This is a genomic window from Coprothermobacter platensis DSM 11748, assembly GCF_000378005.1.
In the GTDB taxonomy this organism is placed as follows: Bacteria; Coprothermobacterota; Coprothermobacteria; order Coprothermobacterales; family Coprothermobacteraceae; genus Coprothermobacter; species Coprothermobacter platensis.
Map to the genome: position 1 here is coordinate 1,278,610 of NZ_KB899040.1, position 14,874 is coordinate 1,293,483.

At 40.0% G+C, this 14,874-nt stretch carries 11 protein-coding genes; 9 read left to right on the top strand and 2 right to left on the bottom strand.

Features of this window, described 5'->3' with window-relative positions; translation table 11 throughout:
- Nucleotides 1-28: 28 nt before the first annotated feature.
- The 3 genes from rlmD (at nt 29) to D890_RS0106810 (ending at nt 3,574) form a co-directional block, all read left to right on the top strand.
- Complete coding sequence (gene rlmD, locus D890_RS0106800) at nt 29-1,342, top strand: 23S rRNA (uracil(1939)-C(5))-methyltransferase RlmD (protein WP_018963770.1); 1,314 nt, start codon at nt 29-31, stop codon at nt 1,340-1,342.
- A gap of 478 nt (nt 1,343-1,820) precedes the next feature.
- Complete coding sequence (locus tag D890_RS0106805) at nt 1,821-2,180, top strand: VOC family protein (RefSeq protein ID WP_018963771.1); 360 nt, start codon at nt 1,821-1,823, stop codon at nt 2,178-2,180.
- A 713-nt stretch (nt 2,181-2,893) separates the two neighbouring features.
- Nucleotides 2,894-3,574, top strand: a complete 681-nt coding sequence (locus D890_RS0106810; protein WP_018963772.1) for an ERF family protein — start codon at nt 2,894-2,896, stop codon at nt 3,572-3,574.
- A gap of 64 nt (nt 3,575-3,638) precedes the next feature.
- Here D890_RS0106810 and D890_RS0106815 read toward each other — a convergent pair whose 3' ends face one another.
- Nucleotides 3,639-4,718 (bottom strand): NAD(P)H-dependent flavin oxidoreductase, encoded by a 1,080-nt coding sequence (locus tag D890_RS0106815; protein ID WP_018963773.1) that lies wholly within the window; start codon nt 4,716-4,718, stop codon nt 3,639-3,641.
- Between the two features lie 192 nt (nt 4,719-4,910).
- Between D890_RS0106815 and D890_RS07785 the strand changes: the two genes are divergently transcribed.
- The 6 genes from D890_RS07785 (at nt 4,911) to D890_RS0106845 (ending at nt 12,670) form a co-directional block, all read left to right on the top strand.
- Nucleotides 4,911-5,534: a helix-turn-helix domain-containing protein gene (locus D890_RS07785; protein WP_018963774.1), complete on the top strand. Its 624-nt coding sequence runs from the start codon at nt 4,911-4,913 to the stop codon at nt 5,532-5,534.
- 488 nt (nt 5,535-6,022) lie between these two features.
- A complete protein-coding gene (locus D890_RS0106825) occupies nt 6,023-7,924 on the top strand; it encodes an ATP-dependent nuclease (RefSeq protein WP_018963775.1) in 1,902 nt (633 codons plus the stop codon).
- A 219-nt stretch (nt 7,925-8,143) separates the two neighbouring features.
- Nucleotides 8,144-9,136, top strand: a complete 993-nt coding sequence (locus D890_RS0106830) for an aromatic ring-hydroxylating oxygenase subunit alpha (protein ID WP_018963776.1) — start codon at nt 8,144-8,146, stop codon at nt 9,134-9,136.
- Nucleotides 9,133-10,740 (top strand): phytoene desaturase family protein, encoded by a 1,608-nt coding sequence (locus tag D890_RS0106835; protein WP_018963777.1) that lies wholly within the window; start codon nt 9,133-9,135, stop codon nt 10,738-10,740. The genes D890_RS0106830 and D890_RS0106835 overlap by 4 nt, the downstream gene beginning before the upstream one ends.
- A gap of 166 nt (nt 10,741-10,906) precedes the next feature.
- Entirely contained in the window at nt 10,907-11,653 is a 747-nt protein-coding gene (locus D890_RS0106840; RefSeq protein WP_018963778.1) for a carbon-nitrogen hydrolase family protein, read from the top strand.
- 162 nt (nt 11,654-11,815) lie between these two features.
- Complete coding sequence (locus D890_RS0106845; RefSeq protein WP_425393490.1) at nt 11,816-12,670, top strand: CPBP family intramembrane glutamic endopeptidase; 855 nt, start codon at nt 11,816-11,818, stop codon at nt 12,668-12,670.
- A gap of 30 nt (nt 12,671-12,700) precedes the next feature.
- Here D890_RS0106845 and D890_RS0106850 read toward each other — a convergent pair whose 3' ends face one another.
- Complete coding sequence (locus D890_RS0106850; protein WP_018963780.1) at nt 12,701-14,713, bottom strand: glycosyltransferase; 2,013 nt, start codon at nt 14,711-14,713, stop codon at nt 12,701-12,703.
- Nucleotides 14,714-14,874 lie beyond the last annotated feature (161 nt).

Below are 14,874 nucleotides of genomic sequence, written 5' to 3' on the forward strand. Positions count from 1 at the left end.
GAGAGAAAACAGTAGAAGAAGCATATAAATGGAAACATTGGAAATTATCGATCTCACTGTAGAGGGTTTTGGTGTAGCGAAATCATCAGGTCTGGTTTATTTTGTAAAAGGTAATGTTGCTCCTGGAGATGTGGTAAAAGCTATAGTAACCGCTACACATAAGAACTATGTAGAAGCCGATGTAGTAGAAATAATAAGTAGCAGTAACAGTAGAGTTCAACCGCAATGCCCACATTTTTCTACTTGTGGAGGATGTCAACTTCAGCATATCTCATATCAGAGCCAGCTGCAATGGAAAACGTCTTTTGTCACCCAAAATATATCCAGATTCGCTCATGAAAAACTCGAAAAAGTGGACATAACACCTTCCATAGATCGATATGGATACAGAGCGAAGGCTCACTTCACCTTTGGTAAAGAAGGTAGCCTGCTCGATATTGGATACTTCGACCGCACTGATAAGTGGTTTCCGATAGAAACCTGCCCTATCTTGAGAGAATCTGTTTGGGAAACAGCAAAAACTGTAATAAACATACTGCGTTCGAAAAAACTAAGTAGCTATTTTATTGGCAATGGAACATTGAGGCACTTGCAAATAAGGGTTTCTTTGCACACTGGAGAAAAACAAGCACTAATTACATTTAGCCAAATACCTCACAACCATGATGCACTTGCCCAAGAGTTGCTCAATGCTGGCATAGATAGCTTGGCATTCCACCAAAATAGTGCCCACAATAAAACAGTTATTGGGAGCGGCAATACGTTTTATTATGGAAGCGAATACATACAAGAACTATTGATGAACAAGATTTATGCCATAACACCACTTTCCTTTTTTCAGATAAACCCAACGCAAGCAGAAGAACTCTTCTCAGTAGCCATGCAAATGCTCGAACCACAGTGCAACGACATTGTGTTTGAAGGTTATGCAGGTGTGGGCGCATTTACTCTACTTTACGCACCAAATGTAAAAAATGTAATAGCAGCAGAAGGAGTCGCAGAAGCTACCAACCAAGCTAAAGAGAATGCTGCTTTAAATAATGTAGATAATGTAGAATTCCTTGCTCAATCTGTGGAGAGTGCCGCTATATCACTAACAGAAAAAGTGGATAAAGTTGTGGTTGATCCTCCCCGTAATGGCATGACACAAGACGCACTAAATGCCGTAGCAAAACTTAATCCTGAGCGCATTGTTTATATAAGCTGTGACCCATCCACACTGGCACGTGACGCCAATAGGTTCCATGACTTTGGCTACACAATTAGGCATATCAATGCTGTAGATATGTTTCCTCAAACCACGCACGTGGAAAGTGTAGCACTGTTGATGAAAGTGAAATGAAAAGGCTAAAAACCAAACAGTGCAGCTGTTTTCAAAGCTTGCACGCCAACAGGTTCTAATGTAGGTTCTACGACATCTTACTATGGATAAAACAATTATGCAATTTCAATAGGGCCATTACCTGGATGTAACTTATTGTTTATTGCAGCATTCAAAGGTGAAAAGCTCGTTGGCTTTTCATTAGTTGATCTTTATAGTTACGTCACTTCTTTTCCAGGAAAGTCACAGAACACCAAAATCTACACTTTTGATTCAAGTACGAAACAACTCAAAACATATAGCGTAAACACACTAGTTCGAGTCACCGTTCCTAACTCACCATGATAAGAGGGAAGTTCAGTGGTGAAAAAGAAGAACTCTATTAGGTTAAAATGGTTTACCATTAGTAAGATAAAGCTATTAAATCCATATTCACTTATGAGTGCGAATTATTGGTGCGTCATAAAATGACATTGGTTTTACTGCAAGGAGGCAGATTATGCGTTTTAGACAGGTAACCTTAATGGTTGACAAACTTGAGGAATCTATTTCGTTTTACGAAACATTCATTGAGATGACTATCGTCCGGCGTATAAAAACAGAAACTGGAGAAGTTGTGTTCTTAAGTAACGGCGAAGGGCAAACAGAAATTGAGTTAGTTTCTATGCCACAAACACCAAAGATCGATGGGAAGGGCTTTTCTCTATGTTTTGAAACAGAAAATTTGGATGCTAAACATGAAATTCTAAAGGCAAAAGGGTTTAACCCTTCAGAAATAAAAACGCCTGACGCAAACAGCCGTTATTTTTGGGTGTATGACCCTAACGGCATATCGCTGCAGATAAGACAAAAAATCTAAAGCATCCCTGATTTAGTGGAAAAAGAGAATCGCGCCTAGTACGTATCGTGTATACAACGTTTGTTATTACGCTTGAGCCATAAAGCGTAAATTAGCACCAAAGATTATAGGAGAGTATGAAGAAATATGACCATAAGAAAGGTTTAAGTGGAAGATGCTCTTTAGTTTTACTTCCGACAGGTATCACGTACAACTTCGATATAAAAGCAAACTAGAAAACATGAAGCAATGGGTATAAATGGGAAACAAAGAAACTTTTCATACGCTAAACACATCTCATATGAGGCTATCATCGATAACCCTCCACTTGTTCAGAGAAATAGTCTTATAAAACTACAGCAATTGTAAATATTAAGTTAACATTTATTCAAGAAAATGAGGGCAGAATGTTCAATAAAATATAAGCAATTGCTGTAGTATTTCGCTTTGTTTTTTGAGCATTTTTTGTTATAATAAAACTTAGGTGCAAAAAGACATTTGAGGCGATATTTATCCTTTATATAAGAGAAAATCAATTCTTCAAAAATCCATTTACAGCATTTGCATATCTAACAGCTTAGCGTACAACAGGCTAAATAAGATTAGAATTCTTGCCGGCAAATCCACAGGTCATTTGCACCAAGTTCACACAATAAGGAGGTAAGTCATATGTGCAGCACATATTCACAGAGAAACTCAACAACCGAAGATAAAAAATTGAGGAGGAATATAAAATGAAAGTGAATGGTAATCCTGAAGGCATAAGCGAGCTTGTTAAAGCGTTGCTCGCTGTGCAAAATGAAGTCAAGAATCCCATAGCGACAAGCGAAAATCCATATTTCAAATCTAAATACGCACCATTGGACCAAATTGTCGACCTACTGCGTCCCTTACTCACAAAAAACGGTTTGGTAATGGCTCAAGAAGTTTTATCCAACAGCTCTCAAGAAGTTTCTATTGTTACTTACCTGTTTCACACAAATGGCTGCTGGTTAGAGTTCGGTCCTGTGACTGCTAACCCTCAAAGAGTACGGGTTCAGGTAGGCGTTGATGAAGAGAGAAGGCCTATTTATGAAACCACAGAGGAGGTATCCGTACAAACAATTGGCAGTACTATCTCTTACTTGAGAAGATATGCTCTCTTGTCACTATTCAATATGGCAGCAACTTCTGAAGATGACGATGCAGAGAGTACAATGCCAGAACATCAAACTGGATCTAATGCACTTCTTACAGCCAATCCAAAGAGAATTTCTTTTGTGCTAACCCTTGCAAAAGAAGTAGGTTTAAGTGAAGAACAGGTAAAAACCATAGTAGAAAAGAAATATAACGTCCCACTGGAAAAGCTGAACAATGGGCAAGTCGATGCGCTGATAAACTTTTTCCGCAGCAAGAAACAAGATCGAAGCTCGTAAAACAGACTTTCTTAAAAACAAAAGAGGAGAGCAAGCTTATGAAAAGGCCTGCCCTCCTCTTTTGTTACTGTAGGTTTTCTTCTGCTTCCCTTACCAATTCATTTATCAGTTCATCTACATGTACGATTTTGTCTATCCTGTAAACATTTTCCCCACAGAAAGCAAAACCTTCATCTAAATTGCCCTTTTGCGCGTTCAAAAGCGCTTGAGCAATACAGTAAGGAGATTTTTTGGGATCGCATGTCTTAAGGCAATTATATCTGCAGAAATCTGGCGTTTTAGCATGCTTTTCCACTTCTTCCAAGAATGCATTCTTTATGGCTCTTCCAGGCATCCCCACTGGACTTTTTATTATCGTAATGTCTTCTTTCTTGGCGTTTACATAAGCCTGCTTGAATGCCATAGAAGCGTCGCACTCGTAAGTTGCCACAAAACGTGTAGCCATTTGAACACCGCTGGCACCTAATTTTATGAACTTTGCTATGTCTTTGCCATCAAATATGCCACCCGCAGCTATAACAGGTATGGGTTTGCCATACTGCTCTTCGTATGGCTTAACGGTTTCAATGACCTGAGGAACAATGTCCTCCAGTTTGTAGTCATCCATATGTTCAAGCTCTTCGCGCTTGAACCCCAGATGCCCTCCAGCCTTAGGGCCTTCAACAATAATAGCATCTGGCACATAATCGTGCTTTTGAACCCAAGATTTGCAAATGGTCGCAGCGGCTCTTGCCGAAGAAACAATGGGAATCGCTTTTGTGCGAGTGCCTTTTACAAATTCCGGTAGGTTAAGCGGCAAACCGGCACCCGATATGATAATATCTATGCCTTCCTCTATGGCAGTTTTAACCATGGTCGCATACTCTGTAATAGCCACCAGTATGTTCACACCAATAATGCCGTGAGGAGCGATGTTACGTGCTTTTCTTATCTCTTGGCGCAGCGCTTCTATGTTTGCTTTTCTAAAGTCTTTTCCCCACTTTGGGTCGCTTAGTGAAAGATGAAGTCCAGAGATTACTCCGATGGCTCCCGTTTTCGCCACTGCACCCGCTAAACCAGACATGGATATACCTACACCCATGCCACCTTGAATTATTGGTATTTTTGCTTCTAAGTCTCCTATTTTAAGTGACGGTAACTTCACTCATATCCTCCTTCTAATATGTAATTATTGCTGCACTTCATCATAACATGTACACACAATTTAGTATACATGTACTAATAAATTGCTCCCATTGTTACACTAAGTTGCGCTTTTGTTACAAGCATGTGGTGGACTAAGAAAGTCAGAGAATAGATAATAGGACCTGATGAACCATCAGGAGGTGGAGTATAAATGACTTTTGGAGAAAAGCTTACTGCTTTACGTAAACAACAAGGACTTTCTCAGGAAGACTTAGCAGAAAAACTTTCTGTTTCTCGACAAGCAATATCACGTTGGGAATCGGACAGCACGTTACCCGATGCAGAAAACTTGCTGGAGATTAGTAAACTATTTGGGGTTACCGCAGACTACCTCATCAACAATAACTATGAAAGCGACAAAGACCTTCCAGTAGTTAACCAAGCGGTCAATGAAGCGGAACGCTCATTAAAGCTAAGCAATGCTTATATCTTGGCTGTGGCAAGCATAACAGTTTTTACATTATTGGGCGTCGGTTTATGGGTCTTACAGCAGAACATCATTTCTGTTATCGTTTCTGCAATTGGAGATGTTCTCACATTTGCATTTTACGAACTTGCTGTTAGTAAACATGTTGAAGCCAACAAAAGAGCATGGACAACCAGATTCCTACGCACTGCCATATGGTTTGCCATGTTTTTCCCAGGTTTATGGATTGTGTCAAGGTTTATGCTGTTTTATCCTCGACCTTACACATCATTGACGCTCTGGGCTATTTGCATCGCAGTGTATCTTGTTGTTTGTAGCCTAACCACATTTGTTTTTGCCAAAAGATAGGCTATTGGCCATTTCAGGTACATTTTGGTCCATAGGAAAAACGGCTGATTGAGGGAATGAGCGTAGTTTATTCAAATCAACTATTGTGTACCTGCTGAGATAGAGAAGAAACTGGTACATATCCCAAAATGCTACTTCTTTCCGTCCATGAAAGGTAGCAGAGTTTTAAGGATAACACATGAACATATGGATTTAAGAAATAAATAGTTAAGAACGTTCTGCTATTGTGGAAGCATTTGGTATGGTTTACCTTAGAACTCGAAAATAAAGCACAATAATATCAAGATTCGATAATCTACGTTGAGGTTTGCGACTATATTTCCATAGTCTTGTAGGATAGATTAAAAATGCTGTGTTCAGCAAATTCAAATACAACTTAGCCAGAATAGGCTCTGAACTACATTCGAGGTTCATCGTAGAAGTGGTATAATCGGCACTATTCGGTGACTTGTTCCAGTGTTCGGAAAGTCACTTAAATCGGGGGCAAAATGAGACCAACTCTTTTAGAAATCAAGAATTTTCGAGCGCTACAAGATGTCAAACTTAATCTACACAATTTCACTGCACTAACAGGTAAAAACAACGTTGGCAAATCATCCATACTTCAAGCAATATCACTCTTCTTTTCTGGCTCTAAGTTGGAGAAATCGGATTATTTTAACGAGAACTTATCTATACAAATTTGCATTAAATTTGAGAATATTTCTGATGAAGATTTAGAGCTTTTAGTACCAGAGCATAGGGAAAAAGTCACAAAAATCATGGACATTTGCAGGTCCTTGATATTAGTACGCGAATACGATTTAGAAGGAAAAAGCAAATTATGTTATATCAAGATGGAACAAAATGACTTGGAATCATCGGAGATTAAACCGGTACCGACAGGGATTGATAAAGGGATACTTCGAATGTTACCAATTCCCGTATATGTTCCAGCTGTGAGAGATTTTTCTGATGATGTCAAAACAACCGAGAGCGCACCTTTTGGAAAACTTTTGTCAATGTTATTAGATGAAATTCAGCAAGAACAAATGCCTTTTCAGAAGCTACTTACCGAACTGGATAATAAAATTAATATCCAAGAGAACGAAGACGGTACTAAACAGGATAATAGACTCCAACAACTAAAGACTGTTGAAAAAACATTGGAGAAGTATGTACGCGAGAGCTTTGGAGAAATTGAGTTGCAAATTACAGTGCCGCTTCCAGACATGAAGAGCATTTTTTCATCAGCGTCCATTCTAATTGACGATGGACTCCGCAGTTCGATAGATTCAAAAGGTGACGGACTCAGGCGTTTGGTTACCTTTTCGATATTGCGATCATATGTCGATCTAAAAAGTAAGGGCATAAGTAGTGAAACAAGTTCCGGTGTAGCAGAAATGAGTGTCGAGGGCTCTACAAAAACGTGTAGGCGACCATATTTCTTACTTTTCGAAGAACCCGAACTTTTTCTGCATCCTCAAGCCCAAAACGTGCTTTTTCAGACCCTTCAGTCTTTTGCTAAAGACAATTACGTTTTTATAACTACACATTCTCCTACATTCTTAAGCCCAGAAACTACAGATAGTTTTGTCAAAGTAGTGAAAGTCATCGATGGCTCTTATTCGAAACCGTATACAAAGATTTATGAAATAGATCTCACGGACTTCAAAAACAAGGACTTGTTCCAAATCATCAATTTTGACAACAATAACGCAGCTCTTTTCTATGACACAGTAGTTTTAGTAGAGGGAGAAAGCGATAGGCATGTCTTCTCCCATATCGCAAGAATACTTAACCAAACACAAGACACAAAGAGCGAGTCAATTGCCTTCGCAAAAATGTCCGGCAAAGACAACATAAAAAGATACAGAGATTTCTTTGAACGTTTCGGAGTTAGGGTACTAGTAATAGCAGACCTAGACTTAATGATTAGAGGCTTTGATAAGGTGGTACCATCAGAAGACATGGTCGAGAGCAGAAACAAGATGATTAAGAGAATAGATGAAATCAACCACATGAGTAAAGAATGCAGTGCAAATAATGCTTGCATTAAAAATGGTAAGGACGATTACAAAGATAAGATAAGGTACAAAACATTAAAAGAAAATTGTGATCATGAGCTTATAGAACTTAAGCAAGAACTGATATCACAGCTTCGAGAAAATAACATCTTCGTTTTGGAAAAAGGAGAGATCGAAGATTATTACCCCTCCGGCTTGGAAGGGAACGACAAAGTGTCAAGAGCACTCAACTTTTGCAGAAATCTGAGAAATAAAGAGGATATATTAAAATGTTGCAATTATATTGCACACCCCGATGGAACAAAGGAAAAAGAGTTCGAGCTTATTTTTGGTAGAATTTTCGAAAATGTAGATTCAATGTCCTCGACAGCTTTTGGGGAATGAAACAGGTGCCGTTTTGAAAAAAACAAAAGTAGGTTTTCGCCTTTTTACGGTGTTCTTTGTTTTAGATGAATAGCAATAGCGTAAAAGGCAAACATTTTTGGCAAATTGTGGATCCTGTAATAAGAAGTCATCTAAAAAGTCTTAAACAAGAATTAGTCAGAAAAGTATGACCATTCCATCAAGTATGTGAATATCATATTTCTTAGAAAGGAGAAACACATGATACCAAACCAATGGTATGCAATACTGCCATCGAAGGCAGTAGAGAAAGGGCAAATAACAGCGGTCAAAAGGTTAAACATGGATTTAGCTCTGTTCCGGAACAAGCAAGGAGAAATCGGTTGTGTAGTAGATCAATGTTCACACAGAGGAGCAGCTTTAAGCAAAGGCAAAGTTGTTGGCGACTGCATAAAATGTCCCTTCCATGGGCTTGAGTTCGATAAAGACGGTAAGTGCACACTTGTACCGGCCATTGGAAAAAATACAACTGAAGACATCAGCCGCTACAATGCCAAGCGCTGTTTAGTTGGGGAAGAACATGGAATCATATACCTGTGGTACGGTGACGAAGAAAAAGCCACTGATAATCTACCATTTTTTGACAAATACGTAGACGACTCTTATGTTTGGAGCGAGATGGAAGACCACTGGAATGCACACTATTCCAGGTGCATAGAAAATCAATTAGACGTAGTGCATCTACCATTCGTACATTACAACACTATAGGACGCGGCAACAAGACATTGGTTAACGGTCCAAAAGTCATTTTTGAAGACTATACCATAATTACTAGTGCGAACAATGAAAAGGATGTTGGTCAAAAACCAAAACCGCCTGAAGAATGCGTAATACGAGATACATTTCTTAGCTTTAAATTCCCCAACATATGGATGAATCACATTAGCCCACAAATGAAAGTAATTATCTATTTTGCGCCAGTGGATGATGAAAACACTATACTGTATATACGTTTTTATAGCAAGCTATCCAGTGTCAAAGCACTTAATAGCATCGTCGCTTTCTTTGGCAAATACGGGAATTTAGTTATAGAGCGCCAAGATAAACGCGTGGTTATAACTCAAAAGCCAAAAGCGTCTTCGTACATTTCTGAGGAAAAATTAGTCCCTGGTGACGGACCCATTATCACCTACAGAAAAATTCGGGAAGAACTTAAGAAGGCGAATCAGACTCAAGTCACAACAAAACCATGAAGAATAACGAGCCATCGAAGTTTGACGCCATAATAGTCGGTGGAGGGATAGCTGGTTTAACAGCAGCGTCCTACTTATGCAGGTATGGTCATAATACGCTGTTATTGGAAAAGTCAAAAAATGTTGGTGGGCTTGTTGGATCCTTTGAAAAAGATGGCTTCATCTTTGATTTTGGTGCTCGAGCTTTTGAAAACTCAGGCATCATCTTGCCCATGTTAAAACAGCTTGGCATCGACATGGAATTTTTGGGCAATCCAGTTACCATAGGAATTGGGGATGAATTTGTCGAAATTTCTTCCCAGGAGAGCCTGCACGATTATGGCAATATGCTCAAAAGACTTTTTCCGCAAAACGGCAGCGATATAGATAGAATCATGCAAGAGATTGACAAGACGATGAGCTATATGGATGTTATGTACGGCATAGATAATCCACTTTTCTCAGATTTGAACAACGATACCCAATACTTATTGCATACGTTGCTTCCTTGGTTGCTCAAATACCGGAAAAACCTAAAGCAAATTAAAAAGTTAAACGAGCCAGTTGATGAGTACTTAATGAAGTTCACAGACAACAGGCAACTTGTTGACATGATCACACAGCACTTCTTCAGGAAGACACCTACTTTCTTCGCACTTAGTTACTTTGGCCTGTACATGGAATACTTTTACCCCAAAGGCGGAACCGGCGTACTGCCACGAGCACTAAGCAGCTACATTGAGACACATGGAGGGAAAGTTCTGGTTGATAGCGCTGTAACCAAAATAGATTTGGACCATAAAAGTGTCATCACAGGCGATGGGAAAGAGTTTTCTTACGAGGAACTTATCTGGGCATGTGACCAGAAAACTCTTTACAACGTGCTGGAAACAAACGACCAAAGATTACGTAAAAAGATCTCCGAAAATCGAGAATTGCTAAATGGGTGCCACGGAAGCGATTCAGTGCTCACTGTGTTTTTAGCGTTAGATATGGACAAGGAGTATTTCAGAAAACGTTGTGGAGCACATCTCTTCTACACGCCAAATACCAATGGGTTGTCCTCGTTTGTCAATCCAATACAAGCACACCCAAATCCAAATACCCCAAAAGAAATGATCATGCAGTGGATCATAGACTATTTCAAACACACCACTTATGAAATTTCCTGCCCGGCATTAAGGGATTCATCACTGGCGCCGCAAGGCAACACAGGACTAATTGTGAGTTCTTTAATAGACTACGACATTGCAAAGGTTGCAGCTTCGCAAGGTTGGTACTCTGAATTTAAAGAACAATGCGAAAGAGCCATCCTTGACACTCTTGACAGCTCGGTTTTCCCTGGAATAAAAACGAAAGTACTGTTTAGCAGTTGCTCTACGCCATTAAGCATTGAACGTATAACCGGGAATTTTGAAGGTGCAATTACTGGTTGGGCATTTACAAACACATTCTTGCCCTGTGAAACAAACCTTGATAAAATCTCAAAAGCTGTCTTCACACCCTTTAGAAACCTTTACCAGGCAGGGCAATGGACCTTTGGCCCATCAGGAATACCGACATGTATTCTTACAGGCAAATTAGCTGCAGATGATGTGCACAAAAAACTAAACAAACGGCACTAACCGTTTCATCATTATCACATTCCCTAATTAGGCAGCAGTAAGCCCAATCCCCATATATTCAAGACTTCTCTCCAGATGCATATAACATCTCAAAAATATGAAAAGTGAGCAAGAGTCAAGAGCAATGTGATTCTGGGCCTATCATTAAGCTGTGAGGTGAAGTCAAATGAAAGCTGCGCTTGTAGTGAACTGTGTAACTGCCAACACATATATGAACTTTGCAAGAATGCTAAGTTGTATTGAAGAATGCGCAAAGAACGGTGCTCAGCTAGTAGTTTTTGGTGAAGCAGCCATCACCGGACTCATTAACAATGATGACCCAACGCATGACTTTCCTTTGGCTTCTCCACTGCCGGGACCTATAACTGATGATCTATGCAAGAAGGCTGCTGAACTTAACGTGCACATTGCTACTGGCATATTGGAGAAAGACGACTCTAAACTCTATGACTCTGCAGTTCTCATCTCTCCAATTGAAGGCATCGTTCTCAAGTACAGGCGCATGAGCCCAGGATGGCACAGCAGGAGCGCAGATCCAAAGGTTTACTGCGAAGGCACGGAAGTTGACAAATGCTATACGCCTTTAGGCTCTTTTGCTTTTCTCATATGTGGAGACCTGTTCGATGAACACATAAGGGCTAAAGTGCGTGAACTTCACCTGGGCTGGCTGCTGCACCTCATGGCTCGCTCTTTGGAAGATGGTTCATTTGATCAGGTACAGTGGGACAAAGAAAAACTCGAATACGCGGAGCAGGTCAAAGCTTGCGGCACTACAACACTCATGGTGAACTACCTTGCTTCAGAGGAGCTTGAGGACAAGAACTTTGGCGGAGCCATGGTGGTGTCTCCCAGCGGAAAAATCGTTTCGGAGCTGCCCATAGGCAAAGAAGGAATACTTTACGTGGACCTGTGAGAAATTTCTTTTACGGGTCAGCCACAGTGAAGTACAATGTAGATCTCCGTTTACTATTCCCCTACTTCATCGCAATCAGCTATGCGGTTCAACAATATTAGCCAAAAGGGCCATAATGAGTATGAACGTCAGTCGGTTTATGCAAAATTTTACAAAAAGAAGGTGAAAGCGTTGACAGAAAGAAGCTACGGGTACATAGTGCTGACTACGTTGGTCATCTTTTTGGCTTTGGGGGCAGCCAGCTCCATTTTGCAGAACCTTTTTGCAGACAGAATAGCTCAAGGCTATTTAATGGAATACTGTTTGTCCACGGGCGCTGTGCAGATGGTTCTTTCTTTGCTTGTCATATGGATCATGAAAAGGAACCGCTTGTTTTACAAAGACGAATTTACCAATAAGGGTTTGTGTAAAGGGCTCAAACTCGGTTGGCTTGCTTACATATTTGCTGTGCTGTTGTTTACCCTGAACTACATGGGACAAGACAAGGCATTATTTGTCGTCAGCCCGAACCCATTGCATGTGCTCATAGTGCTTTTCTCAGCACTGACTACAGGTTTTTTTGAGGAGACATTAGTTCGGGGTTTTGTACTCAATGCCATAAACGTGAAACTACTTGGAGTTAAAGACGGAACCAAGAAAGCCATGTTGTGGTCTTCAGCCATTTTTGCATTGGCACACTTTTTCAACCTTGTAATGAACCCAAACTTCCTCCCAGTCTTTGCTAACGTTGTGCAAGCGTTCATGATTGGTTTGTACCTCTCAGCTATCTATGTAAGAAGCGAAAATCTGATAGCTCCATCGATCATCCATGGTGCAATAGATTTCGCGTCTTTCATTTTTTACGCCATCCTTTCGCCACAGGCTTTGTCTTCAATGATGGCAACTGCACAACCTGAAAATAACACCTCGCCTATTGTTTCTTTTTTGGTACAGATGGCAATAACTGTTCCATTTTTAATGGCAGCCTTTTCAATGATGAAAAATGTGGGTAAGAAAATGCCAAAGGAGGCAGTTTAACACCACCTCCTTTGGTTCACAAACCGGTAGTCACGCAGCTACAAGCTCAGAACCGATTCCTAAGCCCATGTACTGAAGTATGTCTGATGAAAAATCACGATTTTCCAAAGCTATAACAGCTTGTTCCCACGTTAGGCAACCATTATCAAGTAAAGCTGCCAAACGTCTGAATAATTCCTGATCCCTCTGAGATGGTTTAGAGCCACCAGACAAACGCGTCATAATCGCCTTTTTTGTGGTATAGACTGTTTTCAGAGAACCTTTATCCGCAAATGTTTCTTCATAACGTGAAGGGTCAGAAAAAGGTGTCTCTGCAACAACGTAAGTATCATCATATTTTAAGATGGGGCAAAACAAATTTTGTTCCATGTTCTGTTTATCGAACTGTTCTTGAAAGTTGTCAAAAGCAGAAATATCACTCACGTAAAGCTTGTGCGTACTTGCAGCAAGCGCTTTAGCAAGCATCTCTTCTGTTACATAGCCTTTTTCAAGAAGCACTTCGCCTAATCGTTTGTTTTCTTTGCGAGCGGTATTCAACGCATCACTCAATTTTGTAAAATCGATATACTGCTTTTCAAGTAACACATCACCCAAATTTCTATAATAGCTATAAAGAACATGTTTCTCTAAGAACTCATGATCTGTTTTGTTCCACTTAATACCCTTTTGTTTTGATTTGCCACGGTTCATACCGAACAAATACCAACCCCATGCACGCGCAGTCGCCATGAAGTTAATAAGATTACCCCAAACAAGCCTTATAGGTATGATAGGTGGGACTAAACATGCTATGAAAGCACTTCTGAAACCATAGACACTGTAGATAGCGAGAGCTCTCATAAACTGTTTGTAAAGCATAACAACGGTCAATGAAACAGAAAGCCACCACGAAAACGACCACATAGGATATACAGCAGGTAAGCGAATAAATAGCGAAAGGATAAAGTAGACAAGAATAACATAAGCTGGAAGGACCAAGATGTTAATAAACTTACTCTTCCAATCCTTATAAAGAGCGAAACGCTGGATAAGGTTTAAACGTTCATCCTCCTTGGAAAAGATTTCAGTTATTTTCAAAGATTGCATGGTAATACCGTAGATCCAACGTGTTTTCTGCTTCACGGCCGCAGAAAAATTGCTCGGAAACAAACTTCGCGTAGTTATGTAATCATATCTAATTTTTCCGTTGTTCAGAAGGCGAGGAACTTTTTCTAAAACGTAATGCACCTGAAAACCGTTTTTTGCCAAGTCAATAGAAAACTTATAGTCTTCTGTTAGACTTCCTTCGGTAAACAGTGGCTTATCCTTATAGAAAGACAGCACCCGACGGGAAATAACAAAACCCGTGCCTGCTGAAGGTACAACTGCTTGAGTGTCACTTCTCATCACCATGTATCTAAAGTGATTTTCTGCGAACTCGTCAGCGTATGTCCCTGAAGTCAAATTAGATATGGAGAACACGTTTTTCCAGTTAGGTTTCTTCTGCAAAGGAAAAACTGGGAACTGTAAAGAATCGTACTGGTCGATTAGAAAATTCGTCATTTTGAGTTCATAAGGGTGAACAACATCTTCAGAATCATGCACAGTAATAGATGCGAAACGGCAATGGTGTTCATCTTCAAATTGCTTGATAGACGTTATCATGTTGTTCAAATTCTGTGCTTTTGATGTGGGTCCGGGAACAGGGTTTATAACCACATGGACATTTTCATATTTCTTGGACAATTTTTCCGCAACCGCTATAGTCGCATCATCATTCGGGTAGACACCTAAGAACACATGGTACATAGATCTCGGATAATGCACAGTTGATATCATGTGGTCGATGACTTGCTCGATAACGTTATCTTCATGCCATGCGGCCACCATAACTGCCAGAAGCTTTGGTGGCAGATTATCCACCAGCTGCAATGGAAGTTTTTCTTCTTTATTGTGGCGTTTTCTTGTTAAGAAATATCCTATATCCCAAATTACATCATCAATGTTGAGAATGATCATGCCCAACGCCACTATTAGCCCAAACACATAAACTGCTATACTCATTTTTTCTCCTTCAAGAACCTATTGCGTCTTAAATTGCTATGTGTGAGCGCCACTCGCTAAAGGTGATGCTCTTTAACTTCGAAACATTCGCTGGCTAATTATAAGCGAACCTCACCTACTTAATATTAACACAATAAGAAATTTTATACAATAAAATACAT